We start from the raw sequence: 16582 nt of genomic DNA on the forward strand, positions 1-16582 counted from the left end.
TTTTTCCTTTAAATTTTAATAACTATAGTTTTATAATTTACATAATTTACAAAGGCACCATTTTGGATTTTTACATTTTGTCTTTTAGTATAATCAACCTCATAGCTACCGCTAGATTTAGTGCTAAATTGAACACAAAGCTTGGCCGCAAATAGCGTAATTTCCTCGTTTAAATTTAGCTTATTAGATTTAACAATAACATGTGCGCTAGTCCTATCTTTTAAATGAAACCAAAAATCATCTTTTTTGGCATTTTTTAGCAAAAACTCATTTCCTTTTTGACTTTTACCAAGGCTTATTTTATATCCATTGATATAGAAATTTTCTACCAAATCGTTAAATTTAGCTTCGCTTTTTTGTCCTTGCTTTTTAGGAGATAAAATCTCAATTTCATTTGCATCACAGCTTGTGTTTATAGCATTTTTAAGAGAGTTTAGAAATTCTAATTTTGTTAGCAAATTTTCTTTTTGAATCTCTATATTTTGTGCTTTTTGTCTTAATTTTTTACTAAATTTAAACATCTCATTTGCTGCAATTTTTGGCGAAGAATCAATAGTAATTTGAATAATATTGCCACTATAATCCATAAGCTTTAAATCTCTATCATAATCATTTAAATTATGCAAATTTGCAATTATTAAATTTGCTTTTTGGTTTAGCTCATTTGCCCTATTATTAAGCTCATAGCTTGTTTGGAGTGTATTTAAATTTGAGTTTAAAATCTCAATTTTTTTATTGATATTTGCTATCTTGTTTGCTTTGATCTGCTCTAAATTTTTTAAAGAAATTTTGGCAAATTCATCTTGAAAATACTCATCAAAATTCTCTATAATTTGGCTTGGTTTTTCTTTTATCTCTATCCCTTCAAGCAAGGTTAAAACCTTACCAACTTTTATACTTCTTGTAGAATTATCAAAATGATGTAAAGCCTCTAAGATTACTCCATTTTCATCGCAGATAATCGCATTAGTAAATCGCCCAGTAAACTCCAAATATAGCGTACTAACAAGCTCTTTATATGAACCTAAAAAAGATGCTTTAATAGCTAAAATTCTATTATTAGGTAAAGTTTTTATACTTAAAATTTTAGCCGAGTTTAGACGCTTTTTAAGCAAAATATCAAATGGAGCCTTATACTCTTTAATTTGAATTTGATCGCTTTTATATATAGCTGAAGATGTTTTATTTAGATCAAATATCAGCTCATAATCACCATCAAATCTAATAGCAATCATCAAATCACCAATTCTTTTGATAGATGAAATTTTACGAAATTTAGACAAAAATTCTGAGATTTGGGTTAAAATTTTGTATTTCATAAGCACGATTATACCAAAAATTTGCTACAATGTGGCCCAAATTTGGTTAAAAAAGGAAGTGTATGAAGCAAACAATAACTGAGAAAATTTTTAGCGAGCATGTAGGCAAAAAAGTAAGCGCTGGTCAAATCGTAGAGAGCAACATTGATATGGTAATTGGAAATGATATTACTACACCAATTTCTATCAAAGCTTTTAAAGAAAGTGGAGCTAAAAAACTAGCCAATCCAAATGGTTTTGCTATTGTGATGGATCACTATATCCCAGCAAAAGATATCATGAGTGCCAATCAAGCTAAAATAAGCAGAGATTTTGCTTATGAGCATGATTTACCAAATTTCTTTGATGAAAAAGATATGGGTATTGAGCATGCGCTAATGCCTGAAAAAGGTCTAGTAGTTCCAGGTGATGTTATCATTGGAGCTGACTCTCATACCTGTACGCATGGCGCTATTGGTGCATTTAGTACTGGTATGGGAAGTACTGATTTAGCATATGCAATGATAACAGGTAAAAACTGGTTTAAAGTGCCACCAACGATAAAAGTTGAGTTTGTAGGCAAACCAGGCGATCATATCTATGGAAAGGATTTAATCTTAGAAGTTATTAGAATGATTGGCGTTGATGGTGCGCTTTATAAGGCGCTTGAATTTACTGGTGATGCTATGGCGTATCTAGATATGGATAGTAGATTTAGCCTTTGCAATATGGCTATTGAAGCAGGCGGCAAAAGCGGCATAATCGCAGTTGACGATATCACAAAAGAATTTTTGAGCAAAGTAAATTTAAGAAGCGAGCCAAAACTTCATTATAGCGATGAAGGTGCAAACTATGACCAAATAATTACAATCGATGTTAGCAAACTTGAACCAGTAATTGCATATCCATATCTTCCAAGCAATGGTAAAAGCGTAAGTCAAGCTGTAAAAGATGATATTAAGATTGATCAAGCATTTATTGGAAGTTGTACCAATGGTAGATTAAGCGATTTAAGAATAGCAGCTCAAATTTTAAAAGGCAAAAGAGTAGCTAAACATACAAGGCTTATCATAACTCCAGCTACTCAAAAAATAGCCTTACAAGCTCAAAAAGAGGGCTTAATGGATATCTTTGTAGAAGCTGGTGCAGTAGTAAGTAATCCAACTTGTGGTGCATGTCTTGGTGGATATATGGGAATTTTAGGCGCTGGGGAGAGATGTATCAGCACAACTAACCGTAACTTCGTAGGCAGAATGGGCGATCGTACAAGTGAAGTTTATCTAGCAAATTCAGCTGTCGCTGCAGCAAGTGCAATTGCTGGTAAAATCGTAGATCCAAGAGATATCTAATGCAAAATGCGTTGATACTAGCTGGTGGAAAAAGCTCTAGAATGGGTACTGATAAGACTTTGCTAGAGTTTTGCGGGGCGCCTAGTATCACGCATTTTTTATTTGAGCGTTTAAGCAAGCATTTTGATAATGTAAAGGTTGCAAGCAAACAGGAAAAATTTAATCCAAAATTACCACTTGTAATAGATGAATTTAGCGAATTTGCTCCAATTTATGTCATTGCAAATTTAGATAAATATTATAATGATCCAGTATTTATAATAGCAGCAGATACTCCATTTGTTGAGATTGATACTATTAAAGAACTATCAAAACAAAAGTCTCAAATAGCCATAGCAAGCGATGGTGAATTTATACATTATTTATGCGGATTTTACTCTCCAAGTGTGGCTAAGTTAGCAAGACAAATGATAAAAAAATGGCGATTTACGCCTAGCAAATTTAGCAAAAATTTGCGAGTGCGAGAGTATTAAATTTGGGAATCTGAAGCAATTTTTCAATATAAACACTAAAACCGATTATGAAGAAGCTAATATTTAACCTATTGCTAATCCATCTCTTAAATTAAAGCACTTAATAAGTATAAAAATGCCAATTAATATAACATAAATATAGTTAAAGAATTACCACTTTACATCTTAACTCTATATCAAAAAACTCCTTAACTCGCTCTTTTGCTAAATTTATTAATCCCATTGCATCGCTAAAGCTTCCATTGCCATAGTTTATCAAAAAATTAGCATGCAACTTTACTGATACCCAAACTACCCAATCCGCCCAACCAGTTAGCCAAAGTAGCTTTGATGGAATTGAGATAAATTACTCTAGGACATATTTAAAGCTTGATATATATGTTTAAGCCACTTTTTAAGGGGTTTTATATAAATTTATAATTTCATAAAATCCAAGATAATCACAGATAAATTTCAAAAATTCAGCTATAATTATACAAATATTAAGGAGAAATTGTGTCTAAATTTGAAAGAGTTTTAAGAGTTGTAATCGGTGTTTTGGTGATAGTTGGAGTATGGTATTTCTATGCTAGTTGGTGGGCTTTGATAGGTTTGGTGCCTTTGATAACAGGATTAATAGGCTTTTGCCCAATATATAGAGTATTAGGCAAACAAAGCTGCCCATTTAAGAAAAAGTGATATAAATTTGGCTAAGCTTCTAGGCTTAGTCCATTTTGATTTAAAAAATATACCTTATCTACTACCTTATTTATAAATTCCTTATCGTGTGAGACGATGATTTGAGCGATATCTAAGCTACCAAGGATATTTGCTACTTTGATTTGCATATCATAATCAAGCGCAGTTGTGGGCTCATCAAGTAATAAAATTTTAGGCTCGGTTATCAAAACCCCAGCTAATGCCACAAGCTTTTTTTCACCACCAGAGAGATAAAATACTATCTCATCTCTTAAGTGTGAAATCCCAAGTTCTGCTAGCATAAACTCAGCTCTTTTTCTTGCTTCATCCTTGCTTACACCCCTTGCCAAAAGGCTAAAAGCTACATCCTCAATAACACTTGGAGCGATAAATTGATCATCGCTATTTTGGAACAAAAAGCCTATTAAATTTCTATATTTTTCAAACTCACTTAGCTCTCTCATAGGCTCGTGAAATATCTCCACACTACCATCACAAGGCTTATTAAGACCACCGATTATCTCAAGTAGGGTTGATTTACCAGAGCCATTTTGACCTATGATGGCGATCTTTTTTTTGTGTGAGAGATTTAAATTCAAATTTTCAAACAAAACTCTATTTGCTATTTTAGCTTTTATATTTTTTAGTGTTACAGAACAGCTCAAATCAATACTCCTTGCCTTAAAATCAGTGCGATTAAAACCAAAATTATAAGCAAAATATCACAAAATCCAAATTTAATGCTATTTTGAAATTTATAAAATTTTCCATCAAATCCCCTAGCTAGCATTGTTTTTTCTAACATTTGGGATTTTTTAAACGCACCTAAAAATAGCATTGCGACTAAATTTGCGTATGTTTGATATACAAAAATTGAAGTTTTGTGATTGAAATTTCTAGCTTTTAAAGTGCGTTTAAATTTGTAAAAATCCATCTTGCCTATCTCTATAAATCTAACACAAAAATAGAATAAATAGCTAATTTTATTACCCATTCCAAGCCCTGAAATGCCTAATGCTATGCTATATGAGTTAAGCTTATGAAATGACAAAAGTCCAAATAAAATAATCAAATTTGACCTTACAAATATAAGCAAAGCTAAATTTAAATTATCTGCTAAAAGCACACTTATAACTACCAAAATAATGAAACAATTCAAAAAAACAAGTCGTTTTAAAATCTCAAAAATATATCTAAATTTGATTAAGCCCAAAAATATAAGTGGCAAAAAGTGAGTCAAATATATCTTCCCACTAAGAGCCACAAAAAAGCTAAAAACCGCAAAACACGCTATAGAGATAGATGGATTTATCATTTTCTTTTAATCAGATATAATATCCCAAAAATCAAAATAATAGCGATTAAACTATAGATAATCTTAGAAATTTGATTATCATCTTCTATAGTGATTTTAGTATCAGTAGAAAATGAAATTCTCTTCTCATGAGCCAAAGAGCCATCAACTAAGATATCAAATTCATTTGCCATTAGTTTAAGCCTAGCAACGCCATTTTCATCAGTTTTGGCATTTTGTATGATTTTATCATCTTTGATGATATCTATATTACAATTTCTACAAGGCGAATTACCATAAAAATAGCTCTTAATCACCACAAAATCGCCATCTTGACTAGCAAAAACCTTCAAAGAGTGAGCTTGCAGACTCACACCACAAAGCAGTAACAAAATTAGCCTTATCAATTTAAAAGCTCCTTATTAACTCTATAAATAAAACTTATAGCAAATAGGCTTATTATCCCCTCAATTATCATTAATGGGAAATTTGCTGCCAAAGCAAGCCCAGATATAGCTAAAAATTCCTTGCCATTTAAGACCAAAACTCCGCTTAAAATAAGCGATGAGCATAAAAGCGGAATGAAACCGACTAAAAACCAGCATATATATTGATAGATTTTTTGGTATTTTCGCTCTTTAAAAGATAGTTTGACAAAATACCTAGCAAATATCGTAGGCGCCGCTATCATAAGCAAATTCACCCCCAAAACGCTAATCCCCCCATAGCCAAAAAATAGAGCTTGAAGTAAAAGCCCCACGCATATAGCTAAGATCGCATTTACGCCCAAGAACGCACCCACCAAGCCGCCTAATATCAAATGTATCGAAGTGGGCCCAAGGGGAATATGTATAAAAGAAGCTACAAAAAATATAGCACTCATACAAGCGATTTTAGGGATATCTTTGAAATTTAATTTATAGACAAGATAGGCCACCCAAATCCCAGCGACAACCGCCGCTGGGATGATAATTTCAGGCTTTAAAACACCTTCACTAATATGCATTATTCATAATCCTTAGTCTCTACCCAGATAACTGCGCCGATCTCTACAGGATACTCTTTGCCATCTTTTTTGATTGTTTCATCATCTTCATTTAAAGCAGAAAATCCCCACCAACCAGCAAGTGGCATAGCAAAGCTAAACTCACCAAGCTCATTAGTTTTAACCTCTTGAGTTATATAGTCCTCGCCTGGGGCTTTAAGGGATTTGGAATTTAAATATTCTACTTCTACAATTGTATTTTTAGCCGGTTTGCCTTTGTATAAGACCTTGCCTGAAAAGATATTTCCCTTATAAAGTCCATAAGGTCTAGTAAGTGGGATAATCTCAGTTTTTAATCCTATTGGCTCATCCCATCCTTCGCCGTATCCATAGGCATTTACTATAGTTTTGGTAATGTGCCTTATAAAGATATTTTCAGCAGGATCAAAATATGGTTTTGGATCCATATAAAATTGATACATTCCAGGCTCTTTGATATTGTATTGTGCTTCGTAATAGCTCATTTTGCCATCTTTTTTTTCGCTTAAATTTGAGATTAGTTCTTTTTTGCCACCAACAAAAACTCCAGCTTCAACAGGCTTATCTAAATTCATCATCATGCCCTCAAATGGGTGAGTGAATTTATATGTAATTATCTCTTTGGCCTGAGATGGCTCATCTATAGTAGAATTTGATGGAATTACCACGCCAAAATGCCCCCATGAAGCGCACGCAAGCGACGCTACTGCTAATAGTGATTTTAATTTCATTATTTCTCCTTTAAATTTAAATATTTTAAACCCCAACTATCTTAGCTAACATATCTATTGTTTGATTAAATTCCACCCCCTCATCGGGATTTTGCTTTATAAATTCTTCCATAGCGCTCTTTTTGCTAATAGCATAGTCAAGCTCTTTATCAACGCCCTTTTGATAAGCCCCAATGCGGATTAAAACCTCATTTTCTTTTAACATCGAAAAGAGTCGTTTAAATTTACTCGCATTTTGCCTATGCTCTTTAGTAATTACGTCGTTCATAACACGACTAGCTGAGTTTAAAATATTAATTGGAGGATATATCCCAAAGTCTGTTAGCTCTCTACTTAGTACGATGTGGCCATCTAGTATAGAACGGCTTTGATCAGCTATTGGATCGCTCATATCATCGCCCTCGACTAAAACTGTAAAAAATGCTGTAATTGAACCTTTACCATCCTCCTTACCAGCTCTTTCCATTAGCTGCGGAAGGAGCGTAAGAGCGCTTGGTGGATATCCTTTAGATGTTGGCGGCTCGCCTAAAGCTAGGCCGATTTCACGCTGGGCCATAGCAAAGCGTGTTACGCTATCCATCATAAATAGCACATCTTGCCCTCTATCTTTAAAATACTCTGCAACACTCATTGCGCAAAATGCGCCATATTTTCGCATTAGTGAACTATCATCGCTGGTGGCTACTACTATTACTGTGTTAGTCAGGTCTCCGCCTAGATTTTTTTGGATAAATTCAGGCACCTCACGCCCACGCTCACCAATGAGCGCAATGACTTTGATTGGAGCTGTAGTATTTTTTACTATCATTCCCATTAGAGTGGATTTCCCAACTCCTGAACCAGCAAATATTCCAAGTTTTTGACCCTTTCCACAAGTTAGCAATCCATCAATGCTCTTAACTCCAACACTAAAACATTCATCGATTAACCCACGTTTCATAGCTGGGATTGGCGGACGCATTATAGAGATTAGTTCCATACAGTTAATTGGTCCTTTATCGTCTTTTGGATTCATAAATGGATCAACTACACGCCCTAGTAAAGCCTCTCCTACTGGAATGCTCATCCCTTGATCGCTTGCATAGACTCTATCGCCAATCTTAAATCCTTCAACAAAGCCAAATGGGCTAACGCAAGCACCATTTTGATGGAGTTCTGTTACCATTCCTAGTTCAGTTTTATCGCTGTCGATACTAGTTATTTTTACTATATCGCCAATGCTTGGACGCAGACCAGATATCTCGATATTATTGGCATTAATGCGAGTTATTATGCCAAATACACTAGAGAGATTTACTTTTTTAGCGAGGCGATTTTTGATATTGTTTAGGCTCAAAATTTAACCGATTTTGGTGAATTTATTAGATCAAAGAACTCTTTGCGAGTCTCTGGATTTTTTATAAATGAACCACGAAGTGCCGAAGTTGTAGTGACTGAATTGATTTTTTCAACGCCTCGCATCTCCATACACATATGTCTAGCCTCTAGTACAACTCCAACACCTTTTGGATTAATAGCTTCTTGCAAGGCTTGTGCTATTTGTTCAGTCATCTGTTCTTGAATTTGTAATCTTCTAGCGTATATATTTACCATTCTTGGGATTTTGCTTAGCCCTACGACCTTTCCATCTGGAATGTAGGCTACATGTGCTCTACCGATTATAGGCAAAAGATGATGCTCACAAATACTATAAAACTCAATATCTTTGATTAAAACCATCTCATTATTGCTACTTTCAAACATCGCATCGCCTAGGATATCTAAAGGGCTTTGGCTATAGCCTTGAGTGATGAATTCATAGGCTTTTGCGACTCTTTTTGGAGTGTTTAGTAATCCATCTCTATTTGGGTCTTCACCCATGATTTCAAGCATCTTTTTTACGCAGTCTTGAAATTCAGTCATTCTGTTTTTATCAAACATAATTCACCTTAAAAAAATTTTGCATAATTTTACAATAATTTGACTTGAGAGCAAATAAATTTAGCAATTTATACTTAAATAAAGCAAAATTTTGCTATATTATGCGCCAAATTTTTGTCAAAAGGAAAATAATGCAAGTTAATGCTAAACTTACAAATTCAGTAAATGTTACTGCGACAACAACTCTAACAGCAGATGAGATAAAACAAAAAGTAGAAAAATTAGCACAAAAAGCAGCTAAAAATGTAAAAATTGATGGATTTCGCCCTGGTAAAGTGCCAGTAGCTGAAGTTATCAAAAGATATGGTAAAGACTTAGAAAATGATGCTCGTGGCGAACTTTATAGAGAATTTATAAGCGAATCTGTAAAATCAGTAGAGAGATCAAACTCAGATATAATTTCTGAACCAAGAGTTCTTAAATTTGATGAAAAAGATGGTAATATAGATATTGAAGTTGAAATTTCATTCCGTCCAACTGTAGATGTATCAGGATATGAAGCACTTATCCCAAGCTTTGATGAGCCAAAAGCAGAAAAAAGTGAGATAGACGCTAAAATCAATGAATTTTTAAATATGATGGCTCCACTTGAAAAAGTAGAAAAAGATAGTTTAGAAAAAGGCGACTTTGCTAAATTTGATTTTGAAGGCTTTGTAGATGGCGTTGCATTTGATGGCGGCAAGGCTGAGGGATATGTGCTTGAGATTGGTAGCGGTCAGTTTATTCCAGGGTTTGAAGATGGTATGATAGGTCTTAAAGTTGGTGAAGAAAAAGATATAAATGTAACATTCCCAGCTGAGTATGGCGCAGCACATTTAGCAGGCAAAGCCGCAGTATTTAAGGTAAAACTACATGAAATCCAAGGTAAAAAAATTGGCCAATTAGATGCTGAGGCTCTAAAAAAAGTCCTTCCAAATGAAGAAAATCCAACTAAAGAGATACTAGAAGAGCGTATTAGCAGTCAAATCAAAGCTGAAAAAATGGCTAAATTAGTTGCTGAGGAGCTAAAACCTAAATTCGCCCAAGCTGCTGTAGAAAAATTTAGCTTTGATCTACCAAATAACATAGTAGAACAAGAGATTGATATGCAGTTTAGAAATAACTGGATGAGTTTTAGCGATGAAGAACGCAAAAAATTCCAAGAAGACCCAAAAGCATTAGAAGAACAAAGAGCAAAATATAAAGATGATGCGCTAAAAAGTGTTAAACTTACATTTATTATTGATGAGCTAGCTAAAGTTCGCAATATTGCTGTAGCCGATAATGAAATTTTACAAACAATCTATTTTGAGGCTTATAGATATGGAGTAGATCCAAAAGAGCATCTAGAAAACTACAAAAAACAAGGTATGATTCCAGCAATTAAGATGGCATTGGTAGAGGAAAAATTATTTACAGATCTATTTGGCAAAAAAGATGAGAGCAAATAATGATACCTTATGTAATTGAAAATGATGGCAAGGGAGAGAGAAGCTATGATATCTACTCTCGCTTGCTTAAAGACCGTATAGTAATGCTCACTGATGAGATAGAAGATCGTATGGCTAGTGCAATTGTAGCTCAGCTACTATTTTTAGAAGCACAAGATCCAGATAAAGATATCTATCTATACATAAATAGCCCAGGGGGTGTAGTAACTAGCGGTATGAGCATCTATGATACTATGAATTATATCAAGCCTGATGTCTGTACCATCTGTATAGGTCAAGCTGCTAGTATGGGCTCATTTTTGCTAAGTAGTGGAGCAAAAGGCAAGAGATATATTTTGCCAAATGCTAGGGTTATGATTCATCAGCCTCTAGGTGGAGCGCAAGGTCAGGCTACTGATTTAGAGATTAGAACTAAAGAAATTCTAAGAATCAAAGAGAATTTAAATAGTATTTTAGCTAAAAATACAGGCCAAAAACTAGCAAAAGTTGTAAAAGATACAGACAGGGATTACTTTATGAGTGCCCAAGAAGCTGTGGAGTATGGTATTGTTGATACGATTTTAACAAAGAGTTTTAAATAAATTTTAAGGTGTTGAGATGGTTAAATTAGATGAAGATAAAAAAGCAAGGCCAGCTCCTAGACCGGCTGTAGTTAGAACTGGAATTCGCCCAACTGCTATGGGTAGCGATGATGAGAATGTTGATTTAAATAAATTCTCTTCTGCGGTTTTAAAGCAGTTGCTAGCTGAGAATATCCAGCCAACACCTGAAAATTTTGATATATATTTTAGAAAACTTTTAGAAAGTAAGCCTGCAAATTTTCAAAAAAAGGTCTTAGAGCTACTAGATTTTAGCAAAGAAGACAAGCTTGACCGTCAAGCCTTAATAGAAAAAGATATTAAAACTGGCTTTGCCCAGATTCGTTCTATGATGCAGATTATATCGCTTATTTATAAGAATTTAGGCATTATGAAAGGCATAGCTAAAAAGCGCCTAAATGAGATGAGCGCTAGTGCTAATCCGCTTGAAATTCAAGGCAATATCAAGGCTTTTGGTGAGGAGTTGAGTAAGCTAAATATTTTAATGGAGCGCCACATCGGAGCTATTAAAACTAGCTATGAAGAGGTTGATAAAATATTTAAAAATGTTGAAGATAACTCTATTTATGACTCCAAATTTGAAGTTTATAATAAAAAATATTTACTAAAAGTTTTATACGATGAGTTTAATGATGTTAAACGCTATAAATACAATGTAAGCATCATGCTAATTCATGTTAAAGATAGTGTTTTAAACAAAATCCCAAGCCTAAAAGACAAAAACGGAATTTTACGAAATATTGCCAAAATTCTACTTAAAACATCACGCCGAAGCGATATTGTGGCTCACTATGGTGATGGTTGTTTTGCGATGGTGATGAAGCACACAGATCTTGAAAGTGCCAAAAAGGCAGCCCAAAGGATTGCAGAGCTGCTTTATCAAACTACATTTTTTATGGGCGAAGATGAACTAGATATGGATATGGAGCTATCTGTTGGTTCGATTGATCCTGAGAGTAGTATAGAGGAGATTCTATCAGCACTTTTAGATGCATTGCCTCGTAGCGGCAAAGGGTTAAAGCTATTTGAGACTGTAGAGAGCTAATATGGTTTTAGAAATTTTAGAATATCCTGATAAGAGGCTTTTTGAGCGTAGCGTAGAGGTGGATAAATTTGACACTGAACTAGGCGAGTTTTTAGATAATATGTATGATACGATGATTTTTAAAGGCGGAATTGGTTTAGCTGCTATTCAAGTAGGTAGACCAATTCGTGCCTTAATTATCAATCTAGTAAATGAGAATGAAATTCAAGACAAAGGTGATTTGCTCGAAATCATTAATCCTAAATTTATAAAAAAAGATGGGGAGCAACTCTATCAAGAAGGCTGTCTGAGTGTGCCTGGATACTACGAAGATGTAAAAAGAGCTGCAAATGTAACACTAGAGTATCAAGATAGATTTGGAGCTAGTCACACACTTGAGGCAGATGGTTTACTAGCTGTTGCCTTGCAGCACGAAAATGATCACTTAGATGGACATCTATTTATAGAGCGAATTGGCTTTAATAAGCGTAAAAAATTTGATAAAGAGTATAAGAAAAAGTCAAAACAAAAACCATTATGAAAGCCCTAAAATGCGCCTGTTTGAACTCAAAGCTACATATAATTGATATAGAATCTACTTTGCTTAGAGCTTTGCCTGGATTTGAGATCGTTGGACTTGCTAGTGTAACTATCAAAGAGTCAGTAACCCGTGTCAAATCAGCTCTTGCAGCTTTGCATGATTTTACTCTTCCAGCGATGAAAATCATCATAAATCTTAGTCCAAGTGATGTTAAAAAAGACGGCTCGCATTTTGATTTGGCTATTGCGCTTTTGGTATTGCTGCAAAAAGAGCGTTTCGATAGTGATTATTTCGTATTTGGCGAGTTAGGTCTTGATGGTAGACTGCGTAGCTCAGCTGAGCTTTTTTCAGTTTTGCTTTTTCTTAGTACGCATGTCAAAAGTGCTAAAATATTACTTCCAAAGGATATTGCGCTTAGAGCTTCAATGATACCAAATTTTGAAGTTTATGCTGTGGAGAATTTGGCACAAGCAAGGGATTTTTTCTTAAATGATGAATTTAAAATTAGTTGCAAAGTCGATGCAACTCATCCAATTTTTGATAATGTCATCGAAATTGCAGGTCGTAAATTTGTTCCAAATTTACATTTTAAGCTTGATTTTATCGATATCAAAGGGCAAGAGCGTGCTAAGCGCGCTAGCATAATTGCAGCAGCTGGAATGCATAATATTTTATTTGAGGGAAGTCCAGGATGTGGAAAGAGTATGAGTGCAAAACGACTACCATATATTATGCCGCCACAAAGCCTAGAAGAGATTTTACTAGCAAGTGCTTATGAGTCATTAAATTCAAATAGTAGTGATTTTAGCGCCATTAGAGCCTTTAGGAGTCCACATCACACAAGCACAAGAAGCTCAATTTTTGGAGGCGGAAGCAGTGCAGCAAAGATTGGCGAAGTCGCATTAGCCAATGGTGGCGTACTCTTTTTTGATGAATTTCCTTATTTTGGTAAGCAGATTTTAGAAAGCCTTAGAGAGCCATTAGAAGATTATAAAATTAACATTTCTAGAGTAAATTCAAAGGTTAGCTATGATACGAAATTTCTATTTGTTGCAGCGATGAATCCTTGTCCGTGTGGAAATGCATTTAGTAAAAATAATGTCTGCACTTGTAGCGATAAAGAGATTGCAAAGTATAAAAATGTTATATCTGGCCCTATATTAGACCGTATTGATATATATTGTGCTATGGGCGAGATTAATGATGGAGATGTGCCAAGTTATAGCTCAAAACAGATGAGCGCAATGGTTTTAAATGCTTTTAAAAATCAGATTGAGCGTGGTCAAAGTGAGCTAAATGGCAAATTATGCGACTTTGATATTGCTAAGTTTTGTACTCTTGAGAATGCAGCAACAGAGATTTTAAGTAAAGCAATTACAAACTATCATCTAAGTCAGCGTGGAATAAATAAAATACTAAAAGTAGCTCGTACGATTGCTGATTTGCGTGATGCTAAATCTATCTCAAAAGCAGATATAATCGAGAGTTTAAGCTATAGGATGAAGAGATGAAAAGACTTTATACTAATACGGCTAAATTTGATAAAAATGCTGTTGATGCATTAGGATTTAGCGAGTTAGTTTTGCAAGAAAATGCTGCTCGTGCGGTAGCAGATTTGGTTCGTAAAGAGTTGAAAATTGGTACTAAAATCTTAGCACTTTGTGGTAAAGGAAATAACGCAAGCGATGCAATTGCCGCACTTAGAATGCTTAGTGGTGAATATGAATGCGAATTGATTTTACTTCAAAAAGAACTTAATCACAATGCTCAAATTCAGCTAAATATCGCTAAAAATGTCGGTGTAAATGTTTTAGATTTAGATAGTTTAAGTAATTTTAGTGAGTTTGATTGTATCATAGATGGGATTTTTGGTAGTGGGTTTTGCGGAGAGATTGGTGAAAAAATTGCTAAAATTATAAAAATAGCAAATGACTGTAGCGCTCTTAAAATTGCTGTAGATATACCAAGCGGAATAAGTGAAAATGGAGCCGTAGCAATAAATGGAGCGTTTAGGGCAGATTTTACCGTTTGTATGGGGGCGTTAAAGCTTGGGTTATATGCAGATGCTGCTAAAGATTTAGTAGGGCAGATCGTGCAGGCAAATTTAGGTTTAAATGAGAGCAAATTTAGTTTTGATGATAGTGATTTTTTAGTACTTTTAGATGATTTAATTTTGCCTAGTAGAGATATAGAAAATGTAAATAAAGGCGACTTTGGTCATGCATTTATTGCTTGTGGACAGATGAGCGGAGCAGCGCAGATTGCGGCAAATTCGGCACTTAGAATGGGGGCTGGTAGAGTAAGTATAGTAAATTTGACTAAAAGTGTTCAAGGGCTTAGTAGTTTAAATTTAGATCCACAGATTATGCTTAAAAGCAGTTTTGATGGTGCAGATGCTGTGGCTTTTGGAATGGGGCTTGGTGAAGTTGAGTTTGATTTTATGAATTTACTCAAAAAGCCGTGTGTAGTGGATGCGGATGCATTTTATAAGCCTTGGATTTGTGAATTTGCTAGAAGTAATAAAGCTATTTTAACTCCGCACCCAAAGGAGTTTAGCTCATTGCTTAAGATTTGTGAAATAGGCGAATTTGATGTAGAGCAGATCCAAAATAACCGTTTTGAGCTAGCTCGCAAATTTAGCTCTAAATTTCTTGCTACACTTATACTAAAAGGGGCAAATCCAATAATTGCTCAAAATGGCGTGCTCTATATAGCGCCACAGGGCAATGCAAAGTTAGCAGTTGGCGGTAGTGGCGATGCATTGGCCGGAATAATTTTAGCCTATTTAGCAGGTGGATTTAGCCCATTAAATTCGGCTATAAATGGCGTCCTAGCTCATCAAAAATCAGCTCAAATTTATAAGGGTAATAGCTATAGCTTTACCCCAAATGATATTATAGAAGGATTAAAATGGTTGTAAAAAATATTGCGGTTTTATTCAGTGGAAGTGGCTCGAATTTGCAAGCCATATTAGAAAAAGTTCATGGTAAGATTTTTAAAGGCATTAAGATTAATGTTGCTTTACTAATTTGTAATAATCCTGATGCTAAAGGGATTGAGCGTGCTAAGAAATTTGGTCTTGATACTGTGGTTATTAATCATAAAGATTATGCCAGTAGAGAGGAGTTTGATAAAGCAGTAGTTGATGAGATTAATAAATATAGTATTGATTTGACTATTTTAGCTGGATTTATGAGAATTCTTACGCCTATATTTACTGATAATATTAAAGCTATTAATTTACATCCAAGCATATTGCCACTATTTAAAGGAGCGCATGCTATAACAGATAGTTATCATAGCGATATGCAAATAGGTGGAGTAAGTGTACATTGGGTAAGTTCTGAGCTAGATGCTGGAGAGATAATAGCACAAAAGACATTTGCTCGCAAAACAAAAACCCTGCAAGAGTGGGAGAAAAAAATTCATAAAATTGAGCATAAACTACTACCAAAAACAATTATAAAAATTCTAACAAAGGATAAAAATGCTTGAGTGGATCTATATGCCCGAGGCGTGGATTAGCTTAATGACGCTAACTGCACTTGAGATAGTTTTGGGTATTGATAATATCATATTTATAGCAATTTTATGTGGCAAATTGCCAAATGAACAAAGAGATCGTGCCAGGGTAGTTGGTCTTGGGCTTGCAATGATAACTAGAATATTATTATTACTTAGCCTATTTTGGATTATGAAGCTTACTACGCCGCTATTTAGCGTGATAGGGCAAGAAATTTCAGGGCGTGATATCGTATTGATTGCTGGTGGGTTGTTTTTGATAGCTAAATCCACTCTTGAATTACATTCACACGCAGTAGGTGAAAATGAAGAACAAAGTATGGCTAGCAAGGCTGGAGCTGGCTTTATGATGATTATTATTCAGATTGCTGTACTTGATATTGTCTTTTCGCTTGATAGCGTGATTACAGCCGTAGGTATGGCCGATCATATAGAGATTATGATATTAGCCGTTATATTAGCAGTTGGTGTGATGTTGCTTGCTAGTGGCGCTATTAGTAGATTTGTGGAGTCCAATCCGACTATTAAAGTTTTAGCTCTTGCGTTTTTGATTTTAATAGGCGTGGCGCTAGTGGGCGAAGGGTTGGAGTTTCATATACCAAAAGGTTATATATATTTTGCTATGGCATTCTCTTTGGTAGTAGAGATGATAAATCTTTATTCAAGAAAAAAGAGAGTAAATTAATAATACTGCTTAAA

General features: G+C 34.6%; 20 protein-coding genes. 11 read left to right on the top strand and 9 right to left on the bottom strand.

From position 1 onward, the window contains the following. Positions 1–8 precede the first annotated feature (8 nt). Positions 9–1319, bottom strand: a complete 1311-nt coding sequence (locus CIGN_RS00265) for an NFACT RNA binding domain-containing protein (protein WP_086303178.1) — start codon at positions 1317–1319, stop codon at positions 9–11. A 62-nt stretch (positions 1320–1381) separates the two neighbouring features. On the opposite strand from CIGN_RS00265, the gene leuC reads away from it, so the two are divergent. Together leuC and CIGN_RS00275 are read left to right on the top strand one after the other, a co-directional pair. After that, a complete protein-coding gene (gene leuC / locus CIGN_RS00270) occupies positions 1382–2647 on the top strand; it encodes a 3-isopropylmalate dehydratase large subunit (protein WP_086225196.1) in 1266 nt (421 codons plus the stop codon). Beyond that, positions 2647–3120 (top strand): molybdenum cofactor guanylyltransferase, encoded by a 474-nt coding sequence (locus CIGN_RS00275; RefSeq protein ID WP_181892503.1) that lies wholly within the window; start codon positions 2647–2649, stop codon positions 3118–3120. The genes leuC and CIGN_RS00275 overlap by 1 nt, the downstream gene beginning before the upstream one ends. A 142-nt stretch (positions 3121–3262) precedes the next feature. Here CIGN_RS00275 and CIGN_RS08265 read toward each other — a convergent pair whose 3' ends face one another. Further along, positions 3263–3394 (bottom strand): hypothetical protein, encoded by a 132-nt coding sequence (locus CIGN_RS08265; RefSeq protein ID WP_257789251.1) that lies wholly within the window; start codon positions 3392–3394, stop codon positions 3263–3265. A 221-nt stretch (positions 3395–3615) separates the two neighbouring features. Here CIGN_RS08265 and CIGN_RS00285 point away from each other — a divergent pair, with 221 nt between their 5' ends. Further along, the gene (locus CIGN_RS00285) at positions 3616–3798 is read left to right on the top strand and encodes a YgaP family membrane protein (RefSeq protein WP_086301910.1); all 183 of its coding nucleotides are present in this window, start codon (positions 3616–3618) and stop codon (positions 3796–3798) included. Between the two features lie 11 nt (positions 3799–3809). Here CIGN_RS00285 and CIGN_RS00290 read toward each other — a convergent pair whose 3' ends face one another. The 7 genes from CIGN_RS00290 to folE are packed head-to-tail and all read right to left on the bottom strand — an operon-like array spanning position 3810 to position 8767. Then, the gene (locus CIGN_RS00290; protein WP_086301911.1) at positions 3810–4463 is read right to left on the bottom strand and encodes an energy-coupling factor ABC transporter ATP-binding protein; all 654 of its coding nucleotides are present in this window, start codon (positions 4461–4463) and stop codon (positions 3810–3812) included. Then, the gene (locus tag CIGN_RS00295) at positions 4460–5113 is read right to left on the bottom strand and encodes a CbiQ family ECF transporter T component (RefSeq protein WP_086301912.1); all 654 of its coding nucleotides are present in this window, start codon (positions 5111–5113) and stop codon (positions 4460–4462) included. The genes CIGN_RS00290 and CIGN_RS00295 overlap by 4 nt, the downstream gene beginning before the upstream one ends. After that, positions 5110–5499 (bottom strand): hypothetical protein, encoded by a 390-nt coding sequence (locus tag CIGN_RS00300; protein WP_086282995.1) that lies wholly within the window; start codon positions 5497–5499, stop codon positions 5110–5112. Before CIGN_RS00300 ends, CIGN_RS00295 begins: the two co-directional genes overlap by 4 nt. Then, a complete protein-coding gene (gene cbiM, locus CIGN_RS00305; protein WP_086301913.1) occupies positions 5496–6098 on the bottom strand; it encodes a cobalt transporter CbiM in 603 nt (200 codons plus the stop codon). Before cbiM ends, CIGN_RS00300 begins: the two co-directional genes overlap by 4 nt. After that, complete coding sequence (locus tag CIGN_RS00310; RefSeq protein WP_086301914.1) at positions 6098–6847, bottom strand: DUF4198 domain-containing protein; 750 nt, start codon at positions 6845–6847, stop codon at positions 6098–6100. Before CIGN_RS00310 ends, cbiM begins: the two co-directional genes overlap by 1 nt. Positions 6848–6872: 25 nt before the next feature. Further along, positions 6873–8183 (bottom strand): flagellar protein export ATPase FliI, encoded by a 1311-nt coding sequence (gene fliI, locus CIGN_RS00315; protein WP_086301915.1) that lies wholly within the window; start codon positions 8181–8183, stop codon positions 6873–6875. Further along, complete coding sequence (gene folE, locus CIGN_RS00320; RefSeq protein ID WP_086225192.1) at positions 8180–8767, bottom strand: GTP cyclohydrolase I FolE; 588 nt, start codon at positions 8765–8767, stop codon at positions 8180–8182. Before folE ends, fliI begins: the two co-directional genes overlap by 4 nt. Before the next feature lie 131 nt (positions 8768–8898). Here folE and tig point away from each other — a divergent pair, with 131 nt between their 5' ends. The 8 genes from tig to CIGN_RS00360 are packed head-to-tail and all read left to right on the top strand — an operon-like array spanning position 8899 to position 16568. Next, the gene (tig, locus tag CIGN_RS00325) at positions 8899–10197 is read left to right on the top strand and encodes a trigger factor (protein WP_086301916.1); all 1299 of its coding nucleotides are present in this window, start codon (positions 8899–8901) and stop codon (positions 10195–10197) included. Next, complete coding sequence (gene clpP / locus CIGN_RS00330) at positions 10194–10778, top strand: ATP-dependent Clp endopeptidase proteolytic subunit ClpP (protein WP_179186976.1); 585 nt, start codon at positions 10194–10196, stop codon at positions 10776–10778. Before tig ends, clpP begins: the two co-directional genes overlap by 4 nt. A gap of 16 nt (positions 10779–10794) precedes the next feature. Further along, positions 10795–11841 carry a GGDEF domain-containing protein gene (locus tag CIGN_RS00335; RefSeq protein WP_086225189.1) on the top strand — a complete coding sequence of 349 codons (1047 nt, stop codon included), beginning with the start codon at positions 10795–10797 and terminating at the stop codon, positions 11839–11841. A gap of 1 nt (position 11842) precedes the next feature. After that, positions 11843–12361, top strand: a complete 519-nt coding sequence (gene def / locus CIGN_RS00340) for a peptide deformylase (protein WP_086225188.1) — start codon at positions 11843–11845, stop codon at positions 12359–12361. Then, on the top strand, positions 12358–13872 hold the full coding sequence (locus CIGN_RS00345) for a YifB family Mg chelatase-like AAA ATPase (protein ID WP_086301917.1): 1515 nt from the start codon (positions 12358–12360) through the stop codon (positions 13870–13872). Before def ends, CIGN_RS00345 begins: the two co-directional genes overlap by 4 nt. Next, on the top strand, positions 13869–15281 hold the full coding sequence (locus tag CIGN_RS00350) for an NAD(P)H-hydrate dehydratase (protein WP_086301918.1): 1413 nt from the start codon (positions 13869–13871) through the stop codon (positions 15279–15281). The genes CIGN_RS00345 and CIGN_RS00350 overlap by 4 nt, the downstream gene beginning before the upstream one ends. Then, positions 15272–15856 (top strand): phosphoribosylglycinamide formyltransferase, encoded by a 585-nt coding sequence (purN, locus tag CIGN_RS00355; RefSeq protein WP_086240681.1) that lies wholly within the window; start codon positions 15272–15274, stop codon positions 15854–15856. Before CIGN_RS00350 ends, purN begins: the two co-directional genes overlap by 10 nt. Then, positions 15849–16568 carry a TerC family protein gene (locus CIGN_RS00360; protein WP_086240680.1) on the top strand — a complete coding sequence of 240 codons (720 nt, stop codon included), beginning with the start codon at positions 15849–15851 and terminating at the stop codon, positions 16566–16568. The genes purN and CIGN_RS00360 overlap by 8 nt, the downstream gene beginning before the upstream one ends. Positions 16569–16582 lie beyond the last annotated feature (14 nt).

This window comes from Campylobacter devanensis (genome assembly GCF_002139915.1).
GTDB classification, from domain to species: Bacteria; Campylobacterota; Campylobacteria; order Campylobacterales; family Campylobacteraceae; genus Campylobacter; species Campylobacter devanensis.